The sequence below is a fragment of the Sphingomonas sp. PvP018 genome (genome assembly GCF_017876865.1).
GTDB classification, from domain to species: Bacteria; Pseudomonadota; Alphaproteobacteria; order Sphingomonadales; family Sphingomonadaceae; genus Sphingomonas; species Sphingomonas aerolata.
On the sequence record NZ_JAGIOU010000001.1, the window covers coordinates 2,178,731 to 2,202,272 of the forward strand.

The window sequence follows — 23,542 nt, forward strand, 5'->3', positions numbered from 1 at the left end:
ACACGCCGCCCCCCGGTAACCCTGGATCCTGACTTTCGTCAGGATGACGGCACGTGGGGAGCATCCCGGTGAGCATCCCCCGCCAGCATCGCCCGCACCCCCGCCGCGACCGCCAACCCATCCTCCCCCCGTTCGCGCATGGCCGCGAGCGAGGGCGCGCCGGTGCGCTTGGCCAGCCGCGCACCATCCGCCCCCAGCATCAGCGGATGATGATGATAGCGCGGCGTCGGCAGCCCCAGCAGCGCCTGCAACAGCCGGTGCACGTCGGTCGCCGCGAACAGGTCGTCGCCGCGCACCACGTCGGTGACGCCCTGCGCCGCATCGTCGAGCGTCACCGCGAGATGATAGCTGGCGGGCGCATCCTTGCGCGCGAGCACCACATCGCCCTGCGCCGCCGGATCGGCACGCACCGTCCCCGCGCGCGCATCCGCCCAGTCGAGCGGTCCCGTCACGCTGAGCGCCGCTACCATGTCGAGCCGCCAGCAATGCGCCTCCCCCATCCGCGCCGCGACCTCCGCGGGCGCCAGCCGCCGGCACGTCCCCGGATAGACCGCGGCGTCTCCGGCATGCGGCGCCGACAGGCTCGCCGCGATCTCCGCGCGCGTGCAGAAACACGGATAGAGCAGCCCGCGCGCGTTCAATCCGTCGAGTGCCGCCTGATAGGATGCGAGCCGCGCCGACTGGTGGGACAGATCGTCCCAGTCCAGCCCCAGCCAGCGCAGATCCTCCACGATCCCCGCGACATGCTCGGGCCGGCTGCGGCCCATGTCGATATCCTCGATCCGCAGCAGGAACCGCCCGCCCCGCGCCCGCGCAAAGTCGTGCGCGCGGATCGCCGACAGCGCATGGCCAAGGTGCAGCCGCCCGGTCGGACTGGGCGCGAACCGCGTCGTGACGAATTCCGCGCTGTTCACTGGACTTGACCCCATGTCCCGCGCCGTGCTGTCATGACCCTGTCATGCCGGTGCGCGAAAGCGCGTCCGGGACTTTTGTGGGAGGAGCCGTGTTTCACCCCGACCTGATACGCCACCCGGATGGATGTCCGGCGCTCGTGCTCAACGCCGATTATACGCCGCTCTCCTATTATCCGCTCAGCGTCTGGCCCTGGCAGACTGCCGTGAAGGCCGTCTTCCTCGATCGCGTCGATATCGTCGCCAATTACGAACGCGAGGTGCGCAGCGCGAGCTTCGCGCTCAAGCTCCCCTCGGTGATCGCGCTCAAGCAATTCGTCAAACCGTCGCAATTTCCCGCCTTCACCCGTTTCAACCTGTTCCTGCGCGACAAGTTCACCTGCCAATATTGCGGCAAGCTGCGCGATCTCACCTTCGACCATGTCATTCCCCGCGCGCAAGGCGGGCGGACCACCTGGGAAAATGTCGTCACCGCCTGTGCGCCGTGCAACCTCAAAAAGGGCGGGCGCACCCCGCGTCAGGCGGCGATGCCGCTCCATCTCGAGCCGATCCGCCCGACCAACTGGCATCTGCACGAACATGGCCGCAGCTTCCCGCCGAATTATTTGCACGAAACCTGGCATGATTGGCTCTACTGGGACATTGAACTCGAAGCGTGACCGTCCGGCCGCGCAGCACTGTGCGGGAGACGGGTCGATGCGGGTGATGATGGGTGTGATCGCGGCAGGACTGATCGTCGCGGGTTGCGGCGACAAGGACGCGCAGCGCGCAGAGGCGGATGCCGGCGCGGTCGGCTTCGTGCCCCCCTCGGTCACCTCGCGGCTCGATTTCGGCGCCAGCATGGAACGCCGCTTCCGCACGCTCGACCGCAATGCCGATGATCGCATCACCAAGGACGAGCTGCCCTCCCCCAATGCACGGATCAAGGCGTTCGACCGCAACAAGGACGGCGTGATCACCGAGGTCGAGTGGAGCGAAGGCACGCTGCGATGGTTCGACCGGATGGACCTGAACCACGACGGCACCGTCACCTCCGAAGAGCGCGCCGAAGCCCGCAAGCGCGAGGGGCGATGATCGTCAGTAATTTTATGTCCTGACCGCACGCCTTCAGGCGCGGATTTCATCGCCGATTGCGGGTTCGGCGGTTGACCTGATCCCTGTCGCAGCGCAGCAAGGCGCATGGCCAGTCTTCCCGCAATCGCGAACAATTCCGACATCCGTTTCCTCGGCACGCTGCTCGGCGACGTCATCCGCAGCTATGGCGGACCGCGTCTGTTCGAGGCGACCGAGACGATCCGCAAGGCCTCGGTCGAGCGTCACCGTGGCCTCGCCGAGGGCCGGACCGACGATCACGCCGCGGTCGATCTCAGCCTCGAAAAGCTCAGCCTCGACGAGACGCTCGATTTCGTCCGCGGCTTCATGCTGTTCTCGATGCTCGCCAATCTGGCCGAGGACCGGCAGGGGATCGCGGCCGAACACGGCGCCGACCTCGCCTCCGCGATCGCGCAGCTCGAAGCCGAGGGGATCGACCGGACGCAGGTCCGCGCGCTGCTCGACCATGCGCTGATCGTCCCCGTGCTCACCGCGCACCCGACCGAGGTGCGGCGCAAGAGCATGATCGACCACCGCAACCGCATCGCCGAGCTGCTCGCGCTGCGCGATGCGGGTCGCGACACCACCCCCGATGGCGACCGGGTCGACGACGCGATCCTGCGCCAGATCGCATTGCTGTGGCAGACGCGCGTGCTGCGCCGCGACCGGCTCTACGTCACCGACGAGGTCGATACCGCGCTCAGCTATCTGCGCGACGTCTTCCTCCCCACCTTGCCCGCGCTCTACCAGCGCTGGGACCGCGCGCTCGGCGAACGCACGCCAAGCTTCCTCAAGCCCGGCAGCTGGATCGGCGGCGACCGCGACGGCAACCCCTATGTCACCGCCGATTCGCTCAAGACCGCGCTCGCCCGCGCGAGCGAGGCGGTGCTCGGCTATTATTGCCAGGCGGTCCACGCGCTCGGTGCCGAGCTGTCGATCTCGACCGAGCATGCCGTCGCCGACCCCGCGGTCGAGGCGCTGGCTGCGGCAAGCGGCGACGACGCCACCAGCCGCGCCGACGAACCCTATCGCCGCGCCTTGTCGGGGATCTATGCGCGCCTCGCCGCGACGCAGCAGAAACTGACCGGCAAGGCCGCGCCGCGCCCCGGCCGCCTCACCGGCGCGCCCTATGCAAGCCCCGCCGATCTGCGCGCCGATCTCGTTACGCTCGCCCACGGGCTCGGCACCGCGCTCAAGACCGGCGGCGCGCTCGGCCGGCTGATCCGCGCGGTCGAGACGTTCGGCTTCCACCTCGCCACGCTCGACCTGCGCCAGAACAGCGCAGTCCATGAACGCGTCGTCGCCGAACTGCTCAAGGTGTCGGGCGTCGAGCCGGACTATCTCGCGCTCGACGAGGCGGCGCGCGTCGCGCTGCTCCGCCGCGAACTCGCCAATGCGCGCCCGCTCACCACCCGCTTTGCCGCGTATAGCGATGAGACCGCGGGCGAACTCGCGATCCTCCAGGCCGCCGCCGACGCGCATGCCGCCTATGGCCCCGCCTGCATCACCAACTACATCGTCTCGATGGCGCAGTCGGTCAGCGACCTGCTCGAGGTGAATTTGCTGCTGAAGGAGGTCGGGCTCTACCGCCCCGGCGACACACCGACCGCCGCGATCATGGCGGTGCCGCTGTTCGAGACGATCGGCGATCTCGAGGCCGCGCCCGCGGTCATGACCGCCTGGTTCGCGCTGCCCGAGATCGCGACGATCGCCAAGGCGCGCGGTCATCAGGAGGTGATGATCGGCTATTCGGACAGCAACAAGGATGGCGGCTACCTCACCTCCACCTGGCAATTGTCCAAGGCCTCGACCGCGCTCAGGCCCGTGTTCGAACAGGCGGGCGTCGGCATGCAGCTGTTCCACGGCCGCGGCGGCGCGGTCGGGCGCGGCGGCGGCTCCGCCTTCGCGGCGATCCGCGCACAGCCCGTCGGCACCGTGCAGGGCCGCATCCGCATCACCGAACAGGGCGAGGTGATCGCCGCCAAATACGGCACGCGCGACGCGGCGATGACCAATCTCGAGGCGATCGCCTCGGCCACGTTGCTCGCCAGCCTCGAACCCGAACGCCTGTCGAACGCCGACACCACGCGCTTCTGCGCCGCGATGGACTGGCTCAGCGACACCGCGTTCCACAGCTATCGCGACCTCGTCTACGGCACGGTCGGTGGCGACGAGCGCGGCTTTCGCACCTTTTTCCGCCAGATGACGCCGATCGCCGAGATCGCCGGGCTCAAGATCGGCAGCCGTCCCGCCAGCCGCACCAAGTCCGACCGGATCGAGGATCTGCGCGCCATCCCCTGGGTGTTCAGCTGGGCGCAGGCGCGCGTCATGCTTCCCGGCTGGTACGGCGTCGGCCAGGCGCTCGCCGGGTTCGAGGACAAGGCGCTGCTGCGCGACATGGCGCAGGGCTGGCCGCTCTTCGCCTCCGCGCTCGCCAATCTGGAGATGGTGCTGGCCAAGTCGGACATGGCGATCGCCGCACGCTATGCCGGGCTGGTCGAGGATCCGGCGCTGCGCGATACCGTCTTCGGCCGGATCCGCGACGGCTGGCAGCAGACGCATGACGGGCTGCTCGACGCGACCGGCCAGTCGCGCCTGCTCGAGAAGCACCCTGCGCTCGAGGCGTCGATCCGCCTCCGCCTGCCCTATATCGAGCCGCTCAACCTGCTTCAGATCGAACTGATCAAACGCCGCCGCGCCGGCGAAGAGGATGCGCGCATCGGCGAAGGCATCCTCCTGTCGATCAACGCGATCGCCACCGGCCTGAGAAACTCAGGCTAATCTCCCTCTCCCCCGGGGGAGAGGGAAGGGGCCCGCGGCCCTTGCCGCGGGAAGGGTGAGGGCAAGTGAGGCCAAAACCCTCACCCCAAACCCCTCAGTCCGCCGCACCAAAAAACGGCGCCGCTATCTCCGGCCGCACGCGTAGCAACCGCCCGCTCGCCCGGTCGAGCAGCGCCCAGGTCGTCACCGCGTCCAGCTTCACGCGCCCGTCGTCGCCGACGAACCGCACATGCCGGTCGAACCGCGCGCCCTTCGGCCCGCCCTCGACCCAGGTCTCGCCGGTCACCGTCTCGCCCGCGACCACGCTGCCGCGATAGTCGATCTCGTGCCGCGTCACGACCCAGACATAGGCGGCCTTGTGCTCGGCGGGCGCCACCGCCTCCCAATGCGCGGTCGCGATCCGCTGGATCCACTGGACCCAGACCGCATTGTTGACGTGCCCCAGCTCGTCGATATCCGCCTCGGCCGCGGTGATCGTCATCGTGAAGGTCATGCGCTGCGCTCCCGCCATTTCCGCCACGCGAACCAGCCGCCGCCGACCGCCAGCAGCGCCGCGGCGCCGAGCAGGATCAGCCGCCCGGTGCCGATCCGCCCCAGCATCTCCTCGATGACGTTGCCGAACGCATAGCCGATCGCGCTGAACGCACAGCCCCACACGATCGCCGCGGCGAGGTTCACCGCCAGGAACAGGCGCTGCGAAATCCGGCTCGTCCCGATCGCGATCGGGCTGACGGTGCGAATCCCGTAGACGAAGCGATAGGCGAAGATGAACCGCCGCGGATAGCGTTCGAGCAGGTCGATCGCGCGCGCATAGGCCGACCGCCGCCGGATCGCCGCAACGGGGCGCGACTCGCGGAAATACCGCCCGCCCGCAAAGAACAGCTGGTCCGCGACGAACGACCCGATCACCGCCGCCGCCATCGCGCCCGCCAGCGACACCAGCCCCTGATGCGCCAGCACCCCGCCCGTCACGACCGCCGCCTCCCCCTCGACCCCTGCCCCGAGGAAGATCGCCAAGACGCCATAGCGCGCCACCAACGCCTCGATCGTCACGCGGCAGGCAGTCCTTGTTCACGCGAAGGCGCGAAGGCGCAAAGATAGGTGGTTCGCGCAGAGGCGCAGAGGACGCTGAGAATGGTGTGCATCTTCTCTCTGCGTCCTCCGCGTCTCCGCGCGAAAACTCTAAATCTTCGCGCCTTCGCGCCTTCGCGCGAAACAAGAATCACCCAGCCACGCCCAATTGCCACAGCACGAACGCATGCTCCTCCGCCGCCTCGCGCAGCGACTCGAACCGGCCCGACTTGCCGCCATGCCCCGCGCCCATGTTCGTCTTGAGCAACAGCACATTGTCGTCGGTCTTCATCAGCCGCAGCTTGGCCGCCCATTTCGCCGGCTCCCAATAGGTCACGCGCGGATCGTTGAGCCCGCCGCTGATGAACATCGGCGGATAGGCCTGCGCCTTGACGTTGTCGTACGGCGAATAGGAACGGATCAGCGCGAACGCCGCCGGATCCTCGATCGGATTGCCCCATTCGGGCCATTCCCCCGGCGTCAGCGGCAATTCGGCATCGAGCATCGTGTTGAGCACGTCGACGAACGGCACGTCGGCGATCACCGGGCCCCAGAGCGCGGGGTCGGAATTGACCACCGCGCCCATCAGCTCGCCACCCGCAGACCGCCCCGCGATCGCGATCCGCCCCGCAGACGTCCACTTTGCGTCGACCAGCGCCTTTGCCACGTCGACGAAATCGTTGAACGTGTTCTCGCGCTTCTCCAGCTTGCCGTCGAGATACCATTGCTGGCCAAGGTCATCGCCGCCGCGGATGTGCGCGATCGCATAGGCAAAGCCGCGATCAAGCAGGCTCATGCGCCCGGTCGAGAAGCCCGGCGGGATCGCATAGCCGTAAGCGCCATAGGCATAGAGGAACACAGGCGCCGACCCGTCGCGCACGAACCCCGCCGGATAGACGATCGACACCGGAATCTCGGTGCCGTCCCGCGCGGTGATCTTCAGCCGCTCGGTCGCGTATTTCGCCGCGTCGTAACCGCTCGGGATCTCCTGCACCTTGAGCATCGTCCGCTCACCGGTGTCGACGTCATAGTCGTACACCGTCCCCGGCGTGACCATCGACTCATAGCCGAGCCGCAGCACGGTCATGTCATATTCGGGATTATCGCCGAGCCCGGCGACATAGCTCGCCTCGGGAAACTCGATCCGTTTCCCCTCGGTCGGCGTCTCGTACCGGTGGATCGCGATCTGATCGAGCCCGTCCTCGCGCCCGTCGACCACGAAGAAGTCCTGATAGCACTCCACCCCGGTCATGTAGAAGGTCGGGCTGGCCGGGATCAGCTCGGTCCACGCGCCCGGCTCCTCGACCAGCGCGGTGCACAGGCGGAAGTTGGGATCGACGTCGTTGGTGTGGATGAACAGCGTCCCGTCATGCTCGTCGACGTCATATTCGCGGCCCACTTTCCGCGCCGAGACGAGGATCGGCACCGCCAGCGGCTCGTGCGCGGGCAGCAGGTAGATTTCGCTCGTCACATGGTCGCTCGTCGCGATCACGATCCACTTGCGCGAACTCGTCTCGCCGACGCCGACGCGGAAGCCCTCGTCCTCCTCGTGGAACAGCACGACGTCGTCGCTGATCGGCGTGCCCAGCCGGTGGAACCGCGCATTGTCGGTCCGCCACTGCTCGTTCGCCAGACCGTAGAGGAAGCCCGCATCGTCCGCGGTCCAGACGATCTCGCTGAGCATCCCGGGGATGACGTCGGGCAGGTGCTCGCCGGTGTTCAGGTCCTTGACCCGGACCTCGAACCGCTCGCTCCCGTTATCGTCGATCGCATAGGCGAGATAGCGCCCGTCATTGCTGACCGAGAACGCGCCGAGCCGGAAATATTCATGCCCCTCGGCCAGCGCCGGCTCGTCGAGCAGCAGCTCGTCGTCACCGCCCGCGACGGGCTTGCGCCACCATTTCTTGTACTGGCCGCCGGTCTCGTAGGCGGTCCAGTAGAGCCAGTCGCCGTCCTTTTGCGGGACCGAGGATTCGTCCTCCTTGATCCGCGCCTTCATCTCTTCGTACAACGTGTCGGTCAGCGCCTTGTGCGGCGCCATCTGCGCCTCGAAATAGGCGTTCTCGGCGGCGAGATACGCCAGCACGTCCGCGTCATCGACCTCGGGATAGTTGGGATCCTTCAGCCACGCATAGGGATCCTCGATCGTCACGCCATGCGCGGTGAAGCTGTGCGGCCGCTGCTCGGCACGCGGCGGTACGGATGGGGTCTCGGGCGAAGAGATGGCAGGGGAATTCATGGTCATCCCCCCTGTTACCGCCCCGACGACCGGAAGCCAACGCACCACGCCCGCTCCCCCGCAAGCAAACCCCGCTGTCCTACACGCCGCGTTTCTGTCACAACACGAACCATGCCCTGTCCCGGCCCCAATCGCCCGCACACGCCCCCGCCCGCGCGGCACCCGACCGGCACGCTGCCCCTGACAAAGCCGCATATTTTGCTGCCAGCGTCTCAACATTCACAACATTCAGATCGACGAAAGCCCCGATGACCCGATCCAGCCCGACCCGACTCGCTGCCCTGCGCGCCCATCTCGCCGCCGCCGGCCTCGACGGCTTCGTCGTGCCGCTGACCGACGAGCATATGAGCGAATATGTCGGCGGTTATGCACAGCGGCTCGGCTGGCTGACCGGGTTCCAGGGCTCGGCGGGCAGCGCCGCGGTGCTCGCCGACCGCGCCGCGATCTTCACCGATGGCCGCTACACGCTCCAGGTCCGCGAACAGGTCGATGGCGATCACTGGGACTACGCCCCCGTGCCGCAGACCAGTGTCGCCGCCTGGCTCGGCACCCACGTCACCGAGGGCGCGCGGATCGGCTATGACGCGTGGCTGCACACCAGCGCCTGGGTCGCCGAAGCCAGCGCGGTGCTCGCCGATCGCGGGGCTGAGCTCGTCGCGGTCGACGCCAACCCGATCGACGCGATCTGGACCGACCGCCCCGCGCCATCGCCCGCCAGGATCACCATTCAGCCCGACGCGTTCGCCGGCGCCTCGTCCGCCGAGAAGCGCGCGCGGATCGCCGACTGGCTCGCCGAACAGCGCGCCGACGCGGTCGTGCTGTCCGCGCTCGACTCGATCGCCTGGACGCTCAACATCCGCGGCGACGACGTCAGCCACACCCCCGTCGCGCTCAGCTATGCGATCGTCGGCGCGGACGGCACCACCGACCTGTTCGTCGCACCCGAAAAGCTCGACGACACCGTCCGCCAGCATCTCGGCAACGCGGTCCGCGTCCATGACCGCGCCGCGTTCCAGCCCGCGCTGCGCGACTTCGCAGGCAAGCGCGTCGCCGCCGACCCCGAACGCGCGGTCGCCGCGATTTCCGACGCACTGACCGCCGGCGGGGCCAAGGTGCTCGCGCTGCGCGATCCCGTCGTGATCGCCAAGGCGCTCAAGAACCCGGTCGAGATCGCCGGCCACCGCGCCGCCTCGGTGCGCGACGGCGCCGCGCTCGCGCGCTTCCTGCGCTGGGTCGAGACCGACTGCGCCGACGGCAGCCAGACCGAATTGTCCGCCACCGCGAAGCTGCTCGCCTTCCGCGAGGCGACCGGGCTGCTGAAGGACACGTCGTTCGACACGATCTCCGCGACCGGCGCGCACGGCGCCAGCCCGCACTACCACTGCACCGAGGAGTCGAACGTCCCCCTCGAGCCCGGCCAGCTCTATCTGGTCGATTCGGGCGGGCAATATGCCGACGGCACCACCGACGTGACGCGCGTCATGCCGATCGGCGCGCTGGCACCCGAACAGGGCAAGGAGATCCGCGACCGCTTCACCCGCGTGCTCAAGGGCCATATCGCGATTGCGACCGCGGTCTTCCCCGACGGCACGCTTGGCGGCCAGATCGACGCCTTCGCCCGCCGTCCGCTCTGGGAGGCCGGCCTCGATTTCGCGCACGGCACCGGCCACGGCATCGGCGCCTATCTGGCGGTGCACGAGGGGCCACAGCGGATCGCCTCGCCCAACTACCCCGGCGGCGCGGCGATGGAGCCGCTGCGTGCCGGCATGATGCTCTCGAACGAGCCCGGCTATTACAAGGCGGGCGAATACGGCATCCGGATCGAGAATCTGCTGCTGATCGAACCGCGCACGATTCCCGGCGCGGACCGCGCGATGCTCGGTTTCGAGACGCTGACCTTCTGCCCGATCGAGCGCACGCTGATCGAGCCGTCGCTGCTCACCCACCCCGAGCTCGCGTGGCTGAACGCCTATCACGCGGAGGTGCTGGACACGCTCTCGCCCGAAATGACCGGCGACGACCTCGCCTGGCTTCAGGCAAAATGCGCGCCGATCGGCTGACCGCCTCAGTCCACAGGCGGCTCATCCGTAGGGGGAGCCGCGGCGGGCTCGGCCGCCGCGGCACGCGCCTGCGCCTTGCGACGGCGCAGATTCTCGCGCAGCGCGGCGGCCATGCGGGCCGCTTTTTCCGCCGCCTTTTCATCGTTCGATTGCATAATAACGCTCTACATCGTCGCGCGACGCCTTGACAATCGTCCCGCCCTCGTCTCTTAGCCCCACTCCGCCGACAGCGATGTCGACGAGTGCTGCCGTAGCTCAGTGGTAGAGCGCATCCTTGGTAAGGCTGAGGTCGTGAGTTCAATCCTCACCGGCAGCACCAGCTTTTTTCATCCGACCGCCGCGTGGACCCGACGTCCCGCCGGCCCCGCGATAGCGGGCCTTGAGGTCGGTTACCCCATCCTGACCAAAGTCTGTCGGCAATGGCCGCCATGGCGGCGACGCCTTGCCGTGACGCCGTCCTGTGCCTAAACCGCTCCCATAATACCAATGAAATACCGGAGAGCTGTTATGACGCGACGCATGGCCATGACGGGGACGTACGCGGCACTGATCGCAGCGGGATTGGCGACTACGGTTTCCGCGCAGGGTGCCGCGCAGCCGGTGACGATGCCCGCCATCTTCCCCGCGCCGACGTCGGTCGCGCTGCGGACCGGCACGATAACGCTTGGCCGATCGGTGGTGCTCGTCGCCCCCGCCGACACCGACGGTGACAGCGTCGCGCTGGTCCGCGAGATCCTGCGCGCCGCCGGCGTCACGACGATCACGACCGCACGGCGGCTGCCCGCCGCCCCCGATCGCCCGCACATCCTGCTCGGCACCGGCGACACCGCGATCGTCCGCGACGCGCTGGCCCGCGCCGGTACCGTCCGCGACACGCATCCCGAAGGCTATACGATCGCCACGCTCGCAGCCGGCAACAGCGGCATCATCACGCTGGCGGGCCAGGACGCGGACGGACTGTTCCATGCCGTTCAGACGTTCCGCCAGCTCGCGGCACGCCCGGTCCTCCCCGCGCTGGTGATCCAGGATCATCCCGCGATGCCGATGCGCGGCACGATCGAGGGCTTTTACGGCAAGCCCTGGACGATGGCGGACCGGACGAAGCATCTCGACTTCCTCGCCACGGTCAAGGCGAACACCTATGTCTACAGCCCCAAGGACGATCCCTATGCGCGCGATCGCTGGCGCGAGGCCTATCCCGCGGCGACGTTGTCCGCGCTCGGCACGCTGGTCGCGACCGCACGGCGCAACCATGTCGACTTCGTCTATGCGGTCTCGCCGGGCCCGTCGGTGTGCTTCTCAGACCCCGCCGATGCTCAGGCGCTCGAACACAAGTTCGCCGCGCTGCGATCGATCGGCGTCCACAGCTTCTACGTCGCGCTCGACGACATCGAATATACCAAATGGAACTGCGAGCGGGACAAGGCCAGTTTCGGACCATCGGGCGCCGAAGCCGCAGGCATCGCGCAATCGCGCCTGCTGAACGCGGTTCAGACGGATCTGCTTGCGAAGGACGCGTCGTCGCGGCCGCTGATCATGGTGCCGACCGAATATTACGACGCGAAGGAAACCCCGTACAAGGCGGCGCTGCGCAAATATCTCGACCCCCGCGTCGTGGTGCAGTGGACCGGCACCGATGTCGTCCCGCCAGCGATCTCGATCGCCGATGCGAAGACCGCGACCAAGGCTTTCGGGCGCAAGACGCTGCTGTGGGACAATTATCCGGTCAACGACTATGCGCAGACCACCGGGCGGCTGCTGCTCGCGCCCTATGCGCGGCGCGAGGCGGGGCTGGCGGGCGAATTGACGGGGATTCTGTCGAACCCGATGAACCAGGAAGCGCCAAGCCGCGTCGCGGTGACCGGCGTTGCTGCGTTCGGCTGGAACGACAAGGACTATGACGCGGACCGCACCTGGCAGTTCGCCGCCCGCGAGCTGGCGGGCGGCGATCCGCGCGCGACCGCGGCGCTGCTGAGCTTCTTCGACACGCAGCATCTGGCCCCGACCTTCGGCAGCCAGCCCTGGCAGCCCCAGGCGCCCAGGCTCAAGGCCGAGCTCGACGCCGTCCGCCTCGCGCTGGCGGAGGGCGACGCGGCGGCCCGCAGTCTCGCGCTCGCGGATCTGGCCAGGGCAGCGGACACGCTGGCTGCCGCGCCCGACACGATCCGCTCGGGCACAATCGACCCGGGCTTTGCGGACCAGGCACGCCCCTGGCTCGATGCGATGCAGCTCTGGGGCCGCGCGTTGCAGATGACCGCCGCCGGCCTCGACGCCGCGAACCGCGAGGGCGCCGCCGCCCCCGGCTATTTCGCCGAAGCGCGGCGTCTCGCCGCACAGGCCGCGGCCGTCCAGACCATCCCCGGTGCGACGCGGTTCGACGGTGCGATCCGGGTCGCCGACGGCGTGCTCGACCGGTTCGTCGCGGATGCCCCGACGCTGATCGCCGCCGCATCCGCCCCAGCCGTTTCGGCCTCCGCCGAAGCCGTGCGGTAGCGTCGGCGGCGCCGCGCGTCGCGCGTCAGTGCGCGATCGCGTGGAGCGCCGACGCCTCTGTCGCGGGCAGCTGGTCGATGCCGCTGGCGGGCACCTGGAACAGGCCGCGCGCGTCAGCGCGGCTCCCCGCCGCGTTGCTCGCGCTCCATTTGGCGAGCCACGGCGACAGCAACAGCCCCAGCGTCACCGGCGCCAGCCACAGCGCGGTGATCGGAACGGCGGGCGAGATCAGGAGCAGGGCGACCCCCGCCGCCAGATGCCAGCGATAGCGCGGCACGACATCCGCGATCGACAGCCCGTCGCGATCCCTGTTCTGCGGGCTCCAGCCCGAGGGCTGGCCGCGGGAGATGCTGATCAGGTCCATCGTCTGCGTCAGCATGATGACCGGCGCGGACAGCATCGACAGCGGGATCTCGGCAATGGCCGACACGATGATTGCCCGCGCGCCCCCGAACGCCGCGCGCCGGCTCCGGTCGGACACCGCCCAGATGATCCCGAGCAATTTGGGACCGAACAGCAGGATGACCGTCAGCGCCAGCACGCGCGCCGAGGTCGTCGCCTCGACCAGCTTGCTTTCGCCGGCAAAGGCCTGCGCGATGGTCGTCAGGATCAGGACCAGCCAGGCGGGCGACGTCATGTACGCCGACGCCCCGATCGCCAGCTGCAGCCGGTTGACCGGATGGAACCCATCCGACCCCAGCAGTTTCAGATGCTGGATATTGCCCTGCGCCCAGCGTCGGTCGCGCACCGCCATGTCGATCAGCGTCGGGGGAAACTCCTCATAGCTGTCGTCGATCATGATCAGGTGGACCGCCCAGCCGCGCCGCCGCAGCAACGCCGCCTCGACCATGTCGTGGCTCATGATCGCGCCGCCGAACGGCGGGCCGCCGGGCAGCACGGGCAGGCCGCAGCTTTCGGCAAAGGCCCGGGTGCGGATGATCGCATTATGCCCCCAGAAGCTCGCCTCCGACCCCGACCACCAGACCAGACCGGCGGTCGAGATCGGACCGTACAACCGGCTGTTGAACTGCATCCAGCGCTGGAACAGCGTGGTCGCGCCGCGGATCGTCGGCACGGTCTGCAACAGGCCGACCGAGGGGCGGCGCTCCATCACCTGCGCCATGCCGATCATCGCGTCGCCGCTCATCAGGCTGTCCGCGTCGAGCACCAGCATGTGATCATAGCCGCCGCCGAAGCGCCGGACCCAGTCGGCGACATTGCCCGGCTTGCGCGCGACATTGTCGGTCCGGCGGCGATAATAAAGCGGAACGCGCGATCCGGGGGCGAGCACCTCCCAGGCCGCGACCTCCTGCGCGCCCGACTCTTCGCCCGAATCGCTCAGCACGAAGAAGGCGAAGCTCCCCGCCTCGCCCGCAGCCTCGATCGCATGCATCATTCGCGCGATCCGGCCGAACACCGCGTCGACGTCCTCGTTATGGACCGGGATCAGCACCGCGGTCTGCCCGGTCAGCGGCTGGCGGTTCTGCGGCACCGGCACGAAGCCGGGATGCATCCGCGTCATCAGCAGGACGAACCCGATCAGCGCATTGAGAAACCCGAACGCGATCCACGCGAACAGCGGGAAGAACAGCACGAGCAGCGCGACGTCCCACAGGTCGATGCCGTCGCCGAGCAACGAATCCTGGACAGCCGCCGAGGCGGTGGTGGCGAGCAGCATCGTCAGCAGGAACAGGAGCAGTCGCCGCGACGACATGCCCTCGGGCGAGGTCAGCGTGTCCGAGCCGTTGGACGGTCCGGCCAGCGGGTCGGGTGTCGGCCCGCCGCCGGTGCCGCGCGCCCGGAAATTCTGCAGCGGCATGTCGATCGGGACGTCGGCGGGCAATCGTGCCGGAAGTGCGGGATGACCGGGGCGGCCCGGGCTGTCCACGGTCATGGCTCAACCCACCTGCGTCAGCACGGTTTCGCTGAGCGACTGCCCGCCGCGCTTCAGGAACAGCCGGACATCGGCGAGGACGCCGCGTTCGGGGGCGACATCGAGCGTGACGCGCCAGCGGTTCGGCTGGCCGACGACCGGATAGGCGGCGCTGGCGAGGACCCGGCCACGGCTCACATCGGCCTGCACCGTCACCCCGCTCGACCGGTCGAGCCCGGCGAGCGTCGCACCAACGAAATCCACGACGACCTTCCGTGCGTCCGGCGTCGGCTCGGCGCCCGGCCGGCCGGCCGAGCCACGCCAGTTCTCGACCGCATGCGCGGGCTGCGCGACCGAGGGATCGCGCGACGACCAGGTCAGCCGATAGTCGAACTGCATCGTCTTGCCCGCGGTCGCCGGCGCGGCGGGCACCCAGAAAGCGGCGATATTGTCGACCGTCTCGCTCGCGGTCGGGAAGGCGTACAGCGTCACCGCCCCCTTGCCCCAGTCGCCCTTCGGCTCGATCCACAGGTTTGCTCGGCGATCGTAGAAGGCACCGTCGTCCTGGTAATGATCGAACGCCCGGTCGCGCTGGATCAGGCCGAAGCCGCGCGGATTGTCGTCCTGGAAGCTGTCGAGCGTGGGGGTCGCGGGATTGGCGAGCGGACGCCAGATCCGCTCGCCGGCACCGGTCGCCATCGCCAGCCCGTCTGAATCATGGATTTCGGGGCGCCAGTCGATCGCCGCGGCGCGGTTGCCCTCGCCATACCAGAACATGCTCGTCGCCGGCGCGATGCCGAGCCGCGCGACGTCCTTGCGCAGCGTGATCGTCGACGAGACATCCTGCACGACGCCGCCATCGGTCCCGTCGGTGTAGCGGCACACGAACCGGTACGCGCCGGTCACGCTGGGCCCGTCGAGGAGCGCATAGACGGTATAGCTCTGCGCGCCCGTCGCCTCGATCCAGAAGGCGGTGAAGGCGGGAAACTCCTCCTTGCCGTCGATCCCGGTGTCGATCGCGATACCGCGCGCGGACAGGCCATATTGATCCTGCGAACCGGCGGTGCGGAAGTAAGAGGCGCCGATGAACGCCATCCAGTCGCTCTTGCCGTCGCTCGACACCGCGCGGAAGCCGGCGATGCCGAGTGCGGCGTGATGCCCGGATTCGGTCTTGAAGAGATCCGCGGCAAAATCGACCGCACGCGCCTGCCCGCGTTCGACGACATGGATCGCGACCGGCGTCGGCGCATAGCGGCCGAGCGGGAACAGGCGGATGCCCCCCGCCAGCGTGCGCTCGGGCCGATAGCTGATCGAGCCGACCGCATCATAATCGATTGCCTCAGCCGCCGCGACCTTGGCCGGCGCACGGTAGGGCGTGCGTGCCAGCGCGGCGGCGCGCTGTTGCAGCGCCTCCCAGGAAAACGACTCGGGCTTGCCCAGCGCGGGGGCGGACGACGCCGCGGCGCCGCGCTTGCGGGGAGTGCCCGACCCCGTCTGTGCCAGTGCCGCCGCCGGCCACAGGCCCGTGGCCGCAAGGGCCATCATGATGTCGCGTCGTGTCGTTTCGGTCATGGACCGCTTATCCGACTTCGCGCGCCGCAGTGCAACAATCGGTAATGCGCCGCGCCGCCGCCCGCCCGCCAAACGGGGCCGCCTGCCCCGTCGTCAGGACGCCGTGTTGTGTCTCACAGCGCGTGGAGCGCCGCGAGGATCATGCGCCCGGTGACCTCTGCGGTCTCGGTCTCGGACAGCCGCGGACAGGACAAGGTCCGGTGCCCCAGCCCGAACATGCACGCCAGCACCAGCTCCTCCGCGCCGTCGAGCGCATTTGCCGACAGCGCGGGATTGGCGACGCAGGCGAGATCGCGCACCACCGTGCGAAACCCGGCGCAGAGCGAGCCGATCGTGTCCGCGACCTCGCCGTTGCGATGCGCTTCTGCCATGATATCAAACGACAGCGCCTCATCCCCCTTGGCGAGCGACCGCCGCGCGAGCTCGACAAATCCGCGCTCGATCGACAGCCGCCCCGTCGACACGTCGTCGGTCAGCTTGCGCAGGTCTGAGAGTTTGGCCTCGGCATCCTCGAGGATCAGCGCCTGGATCAGCGCGTTCTTGCCGGTGAACAGGCGATAGATCTGGCCGACGCTGACGTCCGCAGCGGCAGCCAGTTCGGCCATCGACGTCTGATGGAATCCCTGAGTCGCATAAAGATGCCGGGCCGCATCAACGATGTGCGAACGCGCCGACTTCTCATGTTGCACTGCACTCAAAATTCCACTCCGGACGACGTTTTAACTTGACCCGGCGTTTGCACGTCCATAGCGGCGGCGCAAGCGGAATGAACGTTCATTCCGGTGAACTCTTCTGCACGGACGTCGGGATGCTCAACATGCAGCGATTGAATCTCAAGGGATCGGTGGCCCTGGCCGCGCTGGCGCTGATGGCGGCGTGCAGCAAGGAAGAGGCCCCCCCGCCCCCGCCGACGCCCACGGTCGGTGTCGTGACGGTCGCGCAGGAGGCGGTGACGCTGACCACCGAGCTGCCGGGGCGGATTGCCGCGGTTGAGACGTCCGAAGTGCGCCCGCAGGTATCGGGCGTCATCCGCCGTCGCCTGTTCACCGAAGGCGCGATGGTCCGTTCGGGCCAGGTCCTGTACGAGATCGAGGACGCCCCCTATCGCGCCGCGCTCGGCACCGCGCAGGGCCAGCTTGGCGCCGCGCAGTCGCAGATCAATGCGACCCGACTCCAGGCGCAGCGTTACGGCCAGCTCGTCGCGCTGAACGCGGTCAGCAAGCAGGAGGCGGACAACGCCACCGCCTCCGCGCAACAGGCACGTGCCAATGTTGCAGCGCAGCGTGCAGCGGTCGAAGCCGCACGCGTGAACCTCAATTTCACCCGCATCAAGGCGCCGATCTCGGGGCGTATCGGCCGGTCGATCTTCACCGCCGGCGCGCTCGTCCAGACCGGTCAGACCGACGCGCTCGCGACGATCCAGCGGACCGACACCGTCTATGTCGACGTCACCCAGTCGGCAGCGCAGCTGCTCGATTTGAAGGCGGCGATGGCCTCGGGCGGCGTGACGCGTGGCGACGGCACCGCGCGCGTCCAGCTGATCCTGCCCAATGGCCAGACCTATCCGATCGAGGGTCGCCTGCAGTTCGCCGAAGTCACCGTCGACCCCGCGACGGGCGCGGTCACGCTGCGCGCCAGCTTCCCCAATCCCAACGGGCTGCTGCTGCCGGGCATGTATGTCCGCGCCAAGCTGGTCGAGGGTATCCGCAGCCAGGCGATCATGGCCCCGCAGGAAGGCATCACGCGCGATCCGCGTGGCAAGGCGACCGCGATGGTCGTCACCGCGCAGAACAAGGTCGAGCAGCGCAATGTCGTCACCGACCGCGTGATCGGCGACAAGTGGATCGTCACCAGCGGGCTCAAGCCCGGCGACAAGCTGATCGTCGAGGGGCTGCTCAACCTGCGCCCCGGCACGACCGTCAAGCCCGCCGCCCCGCAGCAGGTCGGCAAGGCCGGTGGCAAGGACGCCGCCGGGAATGCCACGGCTGGTGGTGCCGCCTCCACGCAGGCCGGGAAGTAACGCCTCATGTCACGCTATTTCATCGATCGACCCATCTTCGCATGGGTCATCGCGATCATCCTCATGCTGGCCGGCGTACTGGCGATCCGGTCGCTGCCGATCGCACAGTTCCCCGAGATCGCCGCGCCCAAGGTGACGGTCGCGACGTCCTATCCGGGCGCCGACGCACAGACGCTCGAGAACACGACGACGCAGATCATCGAGCAGCAGATGAAGGGGATCGACAACCTTCGCTACTTTGCCTCGACCAGCGACGGCGCGGGCAATCTCGCGATCACGCTGACCTTCGAACAGGGCACCGACGCGGACATCGCGCAGGTCCAGGTGCAGAACAAGCTGCAACAGGCGACCCCGCTCCTGCCGCAGGAAGTGCAGCAGGCCGGGCTTCGCGTGACCAAGGCGACCGCCAACTTCCTGCTCGTGATCGCCGCCTATTCGCAGGACGGCAGCCATGACCAGGTCGATCTCGGCGATCTGATCGCATCCAAGCTTCAGGATCCGCTCAGCCGGATCAAGGGCGTCGGCGACACGCAGGTGTTCGGCGCGCAATATTCGATGCGGATCTGGGTCGATCCGTTCAAGATGTCGAACCTCGGCGTCACCGTCACCGACATCACCTCGGCAATCACCGCGCAGAACGCGCAGGTTTCCGCCGGTCAGGTCGGCAGCCTTCCCGCGGTCAAGGGCCAGGCCCTGAACGCCACCGTCACCGCGCAGTCGCGGCTGCAGACTCCGGAACAGTTCCGCCAGATCATCATCCGCTCGGCCACCGGCGGCGCCACCGTGCGCCTCGCCGATGTCGCCCGGGTCGAAATGGGCTCGGAAAACTACAGCTTCCAGGCGCGCTACAACGGCAAGCAGGCAGCAGGCTTCGGCGTGAAGCTGGCGCCGGGTGCCAACGCGCTCGACACCGTCACGCTGGTGAAGGCCGAGGTCGAGAAGATCGCCAAGCAGTTCCCGGCCGACGTCAAGATCGCCTATCCGGTCGACAATTCGACGTTCGTGCGGCTGTCGGTCGAACAGGTGGTCCACACGCTGATCGAGGCGATCATCCTCGTCTTCCTCGTGATGTTCCTCTTCCTCCAGAACTTCCGCGCCACGCTCATCCCGACGATCGCGGTGCCGGTCGTGCTGCTCGGCTCGCTCGCCGTGCTTCAGGTCGCGGGCTTCACGATCAACACGCTGACGCTGTTCGGCATGGTGCTGGCGATCGGCCTGCTCGTCGATGACGCGATCGTCGTCGTCGAGAATGTCGAACGCCTGATCCAGGAAGAGGGGCTGAGTCCCAAGGAAGCCGCCAAGAAATCGATGGACGAGATCAGCGGCGCGCTGGTCGGCATCGGTCTCGTGCTGTCCGCGGTGTTCCTGCCGATGGCGTTCTTCAGCGGCTCGACCGGCGTGATCTTCCGCCAGTTCTCGATCACGATCGTCTCGTCGATGGTGCTTTCGGTGCTGGTCGCGCTGATCCTGACGCCCGCACTCTGCGCCACCATCCTGAAGCCGTCCAAGCAGGATCACGGCGACAAGAAGGGCTTTTTCGGCTGGTTCAACCGGACCTTCGATCGCGGCGTCGACCGATATGGCAAGGGCCTGCGCCGCGTCGAAAAGGGCTGGGTACGGACGATGATCGTCTATGCGGTCATCGTCGGCGCGATGCTGTTCGTCTTCCTGCGACTGCCCTCGGGCTTCCTGCCCGAAGAGGATCAGGGGCTGATGTTCGCGCAGGTGTCGATGCCCACGGGCACGACGATGGAAGAGACCGCGCGGACGATGGACAAGCTGCGCGACCACTTCCTGGTCGACGAAAAGGCCAACATCGCGGGCATCTTCACGATCAGCGGCTTCGGCTTTGTCGGCCAGGGCCAGAATGTCGGCCTCGCCTTTATCCAGCTCAAGCCGTGGGAGGATCGCGAAGGCGACGCGAACACCGTCGCCGCAGTCGCCCAGCGCGCCAACCAGGCCCTCGCCGGGATCCGCGCGGGCATGGTGATCGGCTTCGTACCGCCCGCCGTGCAGGAACTGGGCAACGCCAACGGCTTCGACTTCATGCTGAAGGACAATGCCGGCGTCGGCCACGACAAGCTGCTCGAGGCCCGCAACATGCTGCTCGGCATGGCGAGCCAGGACAAGCGCCTGATGCAGGTCCGTCCGAACGGCCTGGAGGATGCGCCACAGCTCAAACTGAATGTCGACCAGGCCCAGGCAGGCGCGCTCGGGCTGAGTCAGGCGGACATCAACACCACCGTCAGCACCGCGTTCGGCGGATCGTACATCAACGACTTCATCGACCGCGGTCGCGTGAAGAAGGTGTTCGTCCAGGCCGATGCGCCGTTCCGCAAGTCGCCTGCCGATCTCGGCAACTTCTATGTCCGCGGCGCGACCAACGCGATGACGCCGATGTCATCCTTCTCGACGACCGACTGGACCTACGGCCCCGCACGTCTCGAACGCTATAACGGCGTCGCCTCGTTCGAGATCATGGGGTCGCCCGCACCCGGCGTCAGCAGCGGCACCGCGATCAAGGCGATGGAGGAGATGGCGGCCAAGCTGCCCCCCGGCATCGGCTATGAGTGGACCGGCCTCAGCTATGAGGAACAGCTTTCGGGCGGGCAGTCGACCTATGTCTATGCGCTGTCGCTGCTGATCGTGTTCCTCTGCCTTGCCGCACTGTACGAGAGCTGGTCGATCCCGATCGCCGTGCTTCTCGTCGTGCCGCTCGGCGTGCTCGGTGCGGTGCTCGCGGCGACGGTCGCGGGGCTCAACAACGACATCTATCTCCAGGTCGGGCTGATCACGACGATCGGCGTGGCGGCGAAGAACGCGATCCTGATCGTCGAGTTCGCCGAGGAGAAGATGGGTGACGGGATGAATGCGGCCGATGCCGCGGTCGAGGCCGCCAAGCTGCGTCTTCGCCCGATCCTGATGACCTCGTTCGCGTTCATCTTCGGTGTTCTCCCGCTCGCGCTGTCGAGCGGTGCGGGCGCCGGCGGCCAGAATGCGATCGGCTGGGCGGTGGTCGGCGGCATGCTGTCCGCGACCGTGCTCGCGATCTTCTTCGTGCCGCTGTTCTTCCTGCTCGTGAAGCGCGTCTTCAAGCAGGACAAGCCCGGCCAGCAGGACGGAGACCGCCACCGTGATGACACACGTGACGACACCCGTGACGGCGACACGACGCCCCACGACCAGCGGCCGCAGGAGGCCTGATCCGATGTTCTCGCGCAAAATCGCTCTGACGTTCGCCGCCGGGCTCACGCTCGCCGGCTGCAACTTGGCCCCGAAATATGTCCGGCCCGAGCTTCCGGTGGCTCCGTCCACGCCGACCGGACCGGCTTATGCGGCGACCGATGCGGCGGGTGCGATCGTGCCCGCCGACACCGCATGGGAGGCGTTCTTCACCGACGACCGCCTGCGCCGCGTCATTCGCACCGCGCTCGACAACAACCGCGACGTCCGCATCGCGGTTGCCAATGTCGCGCAGGCGCGGGCGCAATATCGCGTCCAGCGCGCCGACCTGTTCCCGACGCTGGGTGCGACGGGCAGTGCGACCTATCAGAAGTCCCCCTTCGGCGCCGTCGGTGGCGGTACGGGCGGCACCACGGGTGGCGGCACGGGCGGTACTGGAGGCGGCACCGGCGGCGGCGGCACCGGTGCCGGGGCGGTCGCCGGCGGCGGCCGCTTCGATATCTATTCGGCCAATCTCGGCGTCTCGGCCTGGGAGATCGATCTGTTCGGCCGGGTCCGCAATCTGACCCAGGCGCAGCAACAGGCCTATTTCGCCGCGGAGGAAAACCGCAACGCCGCTCAGGTGTCGCTAATCGCGGAAACCGCGACAGCCTGGCTGACGATGGCGGCGGACCAGGATCGCCTGAAGATCGCGCAGGATACCGAACGCGCCTTCGGGGAAACGCTCAAGCTGACGCAGGATCGGTTCCGCATCGGTATCGCGTCCGAACTCGAAGTGCGCCAGGCGCGGACGACCTATGACCAGGCGCGCTCCGACATCGCCGACGCGACGACGCTCATCGCGCAGGACCAGAATGCGCTGAACCTGCTCGCAGGCACGACGCTGAGTGCCGACCTGCTGCCGGCCCGGATGCCGGAGAAGACGCCGACGCTCGAAAACCTGCCCGCCAACCTGTCCTCCGAAGTCCTGCTGCGCCGCCCCGACGTCGCGGCCGCCGAGCATCAGCTGATCGCGGCGAACGCCAATATCGGTGCGGCGCGCGCGGCGTTCTTCCCCAATATCTCGCTGACCGCGTCGCTTGGCACGCTGAGCCTCGGCCTGTCGAACCTGTTCGGCAAGGGCAGCGAATCCTGGTCGGTCGCGCCGTCGATCACGCAGCCGATCTTCGACTTCGGTCGCAACAAGGGTAATCTGGACTACGCCAAGGCCTCGCGCGACGCGATGCTCGCAACCTATGAGAAGAGCGTGCAGACCGGCTTCCGCGAGGTTGCCGATGCGCTCGCCCGGCGCGGCACGATCAACGGCCAGCTCGAGGCGCAGACGTCGCTGCGCGACAATGCGGCGGGCGCGTTCAACCTGTCGCAACTGCGCTTCCGCGCGGGGATCGATCCGTTCCTCAACACGCTCGATTCACAGCGGTCGCTCTACACCGCGCAGCAGAGCCTGCTGGCGACCCGGCTGGTCCGCGACACCAACGCGGTCGAGCTCTATCGCGCGCTCGGCGGCGGGCTGCGGTAAGACCGGTCCGCCGCGTCATCTGGGGCCAGACCCGGGTGACGCGGCGGTGCGACGCGTGCTTAGTTTGCCGGTTCGGACAGCGGCGCGAACCGAGCGACCTGCCGGCCGACCAGCCGAAGCTGCTCGAGGACCGCGGGATCGCTCGCCCCGCCCTCGGCATCGAATTTCGTCACCTGCGTGTTGATTGCTGCGGCAAACGGCGTCGGCCAGCCGCGCAAGGCATGGACGATCGAGCGCAGCGCCGCGATCGTGCTGCCCGTCGCCTGCCAGCCATAGGCGGTCGCGATCAGCCCGACCGGCATGTCCGCCAGATAGGGCCGGTCGGGATCACGCGCGGTTTCCTCGAGCAGGTCGAGCGCGTTCTTCACCACGCCCGAGATGCTGCCATGATAGCCTGGGCTGGCGATGATCACCGCCGATGCCGCGCGCACCGCCGCGACGAAGGCACGCTCGTCCTCAGTCCGCTCGGTCGCCTTGGGATCGTAAAGCGGCAGCCGGGCCATGTCCGCACCGCCGAACATCTGTGTCCGGTATCCGTGTCGCTCGACCGAATCGAGCGCGATCCGCAATGCGCGCTCGGTCGACGACACGCCGCCGATCGTCCCGCCAATGCCGACGACAAGCGGCAGGGAGGGCGATAGAGAGTCGGTAGCTGCCACGGTGTCACCCTGTTCGAACGTCATCGATACGCTCTTCCCCGTTTCGCCCGGTGATGACAACAGGCCAAT

The 23,542-nt window shown here is 68.1% G+C and carries 17 protein-coding genes and 1 tRNA gene; 9 read left to right on the top strand and 9 right to left on the bottom strand.

Annotation, left to right across the window (positions count from 1 at the left end; translation table 11 throughout):
• Positions 1–38: 38 nt before the first annotated feature.
• Positions 39–914, bottom strand: coding sequence for a tRNA glutamyl-Q(34) synthetase GluQRS (gene gluQRS / locus J3A66_RS09535; protein ID WP_348634025.1), 876 nt, complete (start codon positions 912–914; stop codon positions 39–41).
• Positions 915–1,003: 89 nt separating this feature from the next.
• On the opposite strand from gluQRS, the gene J3A66_RS09540 reads away from it, so the two are divergent.
• From J3A66_RS09540 to ppc, 3 genes are all read left to right on the top strand, one after another.
• Entirely contained in the window at positions 1,004–1,570 is a 567-nt protein-coding gene (locus J3A66_RS09540; RefSeq protein WP_031440448.1) for an HNH endonuclease, read from the top strand.
• Positions 1,571–1,607: 37 nt separating this feature from the next.
• Entirely contained in the window at positions 1,608–1,985 is a 378-nt protein-coding gene (locus tag J3A66_RS09545) for an EF-hand domain-containing protein (protein ID WP_056409745.1), read from the top strand.
• A 105-nt stretch (positions 1,986–2,090) separates the two neighbouring features.
• Complete coding sequence (ppc, locus tag J3A66_RS09550) at positions 2,091–4,784, top strand: phosphoenolpyruvate carboxylase (protein WP_209568481.1); 2,694 nt, start codon at positions 2,091–2,093, stop codon at positions 4,782–4,784.
• A 94-nt stretch (positions 4,785–4,878) separates the two neighbouring features.
• Here ppc and J3A66_RS09555 read toward each other — a convergent pair whose 3' ends face one another.
• From J3A66_RS09555 to J3A66_RS09565, 3 genes are all read right to left on the bottom strand, one after another.
• Complete coding sequence (locus J3A66_RS09555) at positions 4,879–5,277, bottom strand: acyl-CoA thioesterase (RefSeq protein WP_192069237.1); 399 nt, start codon at positions 5,275–5,277, stop codon at positions 4,879–4,881.
• Positions 5,274–5,837, bottom strand: a complete 564-nt coding sequence (locus tag J3A66_RS09560; protein ID WP_209568483.1) for a DedA family protein — start codon at positions 5,835–5,837, stop codon at positions 5,274–5,276. Before J3A66_RS09560 ends, J3A66_RS09555 begins: the two co-directional genes overlap by 4 nt.
• Positions 5,838–6,006: 169 nt before the next feature.
• Positions 6,007–8,094 (bottom strand): S9 family peptidase, encoded by a 2,088-nt coding sequence (locus tag J3A66_RS09565; RefSeq protein WP_245336758.1) that lies wholly within the window; start codon positions 8,092–8,094, stop codon positions 6,007–6,009.
• 248 nt (positions 8,095–8,342) lie between these two features.
• On the opposite strand from J3A66_RS09565, the gene J3A66_RS09570 reads away from it, so the two are divergent.
• Positions 8,343–10,154, top strand: a complete 1,812-nt coding sequence (locus J3A66_RS09570) for an aminopeptidase P family protein (RefSeq protein ID WP_209568487.1) — start codon at positions 8,343–8,345, stop codon at positions 10,152–10,154.
• A gap of 5 nt (positions 10,155–10,159) precedes the next feature.
• Here the strand turns inward: J3A66_RS09570 and J3A66_RS09575 are convergent, their stop codons facing one another.
• Positions 10,160–10,309: a hypothetical protein gene (locus tag J3A66_RS09575; protein ID WP_168427513.1), complete on the bottom strand. Its 150-nt coding sequence runs from the start codon at positions 10,307–10,309 to the stop codon at positions 10,160–10,162.
• A gap of 89 nt (positions 10,310–10,398) precedes the next feature.
• On the opposite strand from J3A66_RS09575, the gene J3A66_RS09580 reads away from it, so the two are divergent.
• Both J3A66_RS09580 and J3A66_RS09585 read left to right on the top strand, forming a co-directional pair.
• Positions 10,399–10,473, top strand: a tRNA-Thr gene (locus J3A66_RS09580).
• Between the two features lie 188 nt (positions 10,474–10,661).
• Positions 10,662–12,647 carry a beta-N-acetylglucosaminidase domain-containing protein gene (locus J3A66_RS09585; protein ID WP_245336767.1) on the top strand — a complete coding sequence of 662 codons (1,986 nt, stop codon included), beginning with the start codon at positions 10,662–10,664 and terminating at the stop codon, positions 12,645–12,647.
• 25 nt (positions 12,648–12,672) lie between these two features.
• On the opposite strand, the gene mdoH is transcribed toward J3A66_RS09585, so the two are convergent.
• The 3 genes from mdoH to J3A66_RS09600 form a co-directional block, all read right to left on the bottom strand.
• Complete coding sequence (gene mdoH / locus J3A66_RS09590) at positions 12,673–14,541, bottom strand: glucans biosynthesis glucosyltransferase MdoH (protein WP_209568490.1); 1,869 nt, start codon at positions 14,539–14,541, stop codon at positions 12,673–12,675.
• A 3-nt stretch (positions 14,542–14,544) separates the two neighbouring features.
• Positions 14,545–16,092, bottom strand: coding sequence for a glucan biosynthesis protein (locus J3A66_RS09595; RefSeq protein ID WP_209568492.1), 1,548 nt, complete (start codon positions 16,090–16,092; stop codon positions 14,545–14,547).
• A gap of 113 nt (positions 16,093–16,205) precedes the next feature.
• On the bottom strand, positions 16,206–16,781 hold the full coding sequence (locus tag J3A66_RS09600) for a helix-turn-helix domain-containing protein (protein ID WP_330219045.1): 576 nt from the start codon (positions 16,779–16,781) through the stop codon (positions 16,206–16,208).
• A gap of 128 nt (positions 16,782–16,909) precedes the next feature.
• Between J3A66_RS09600 and J3A66_RS09605 the strand changes: the two genes are divergently transcribed.
• The 3 genes from J3A66_RS09605 to J3A66_RS09615 are packed head-to-tail and all read left to right on the top strand — an operon-like array spanning position 16,910 to position 22,814.
• The gene (locus tag J3A66_RS09605) at positions 16,910–18,112 is read left to right on the top strand and encodes an efflux RND transporter periplasmic adaptor subunit (RefSeq protein WP_031395481.1); all 1,203 of its coding nucleotides are present in this window, start codon (positions 16,910–16,912) and stop codon (positions 18,110–18,112) included.
• A 6-nt stretch (positions 18,113–18,118) separates the two neighbouring features.
• Positions 18,119–21,316, top strand: a complete 3,198-nt coding sequence (locus J3A66_RS09610; protein ID WP_209568494.1) for an efflux RND transporter permease subunit — start codon at positions 18,119–18,121, stop codon at positions 21,314–21,316.
• A gap of 4 nt (positions 21,317–21,320) precedes the next feature.
• Entirely contained in the window at positions 21,321–22,814 is a 1,494-nt protein-coding gene (locus J3A66_RS09615) for an efflux transporter outer membrane subunit (RefSeq protein WP_183937543.1), read from the top strand.
• A gap of 59 nt (positions 22,815–22,873) precedes the next feature.
• Here J3A66_RS09615 and J3A66_RS09620 read toward each other — a convergent pair whose 3' ends face one another.
• Positions 22,874–23,497 (bottom strand): NAD(P)H-dependent oxidoreductase, encoded by a 624-nt coding sequence (locus tag J3A66_RS09620; protein WP_056672933.1) that lies wholly within the window; start codon positions 23,495–23,497, stop codon positions 22,874–22,876.
• Positions 23,498–23,542: the final 45 nt, after the last annotated feature.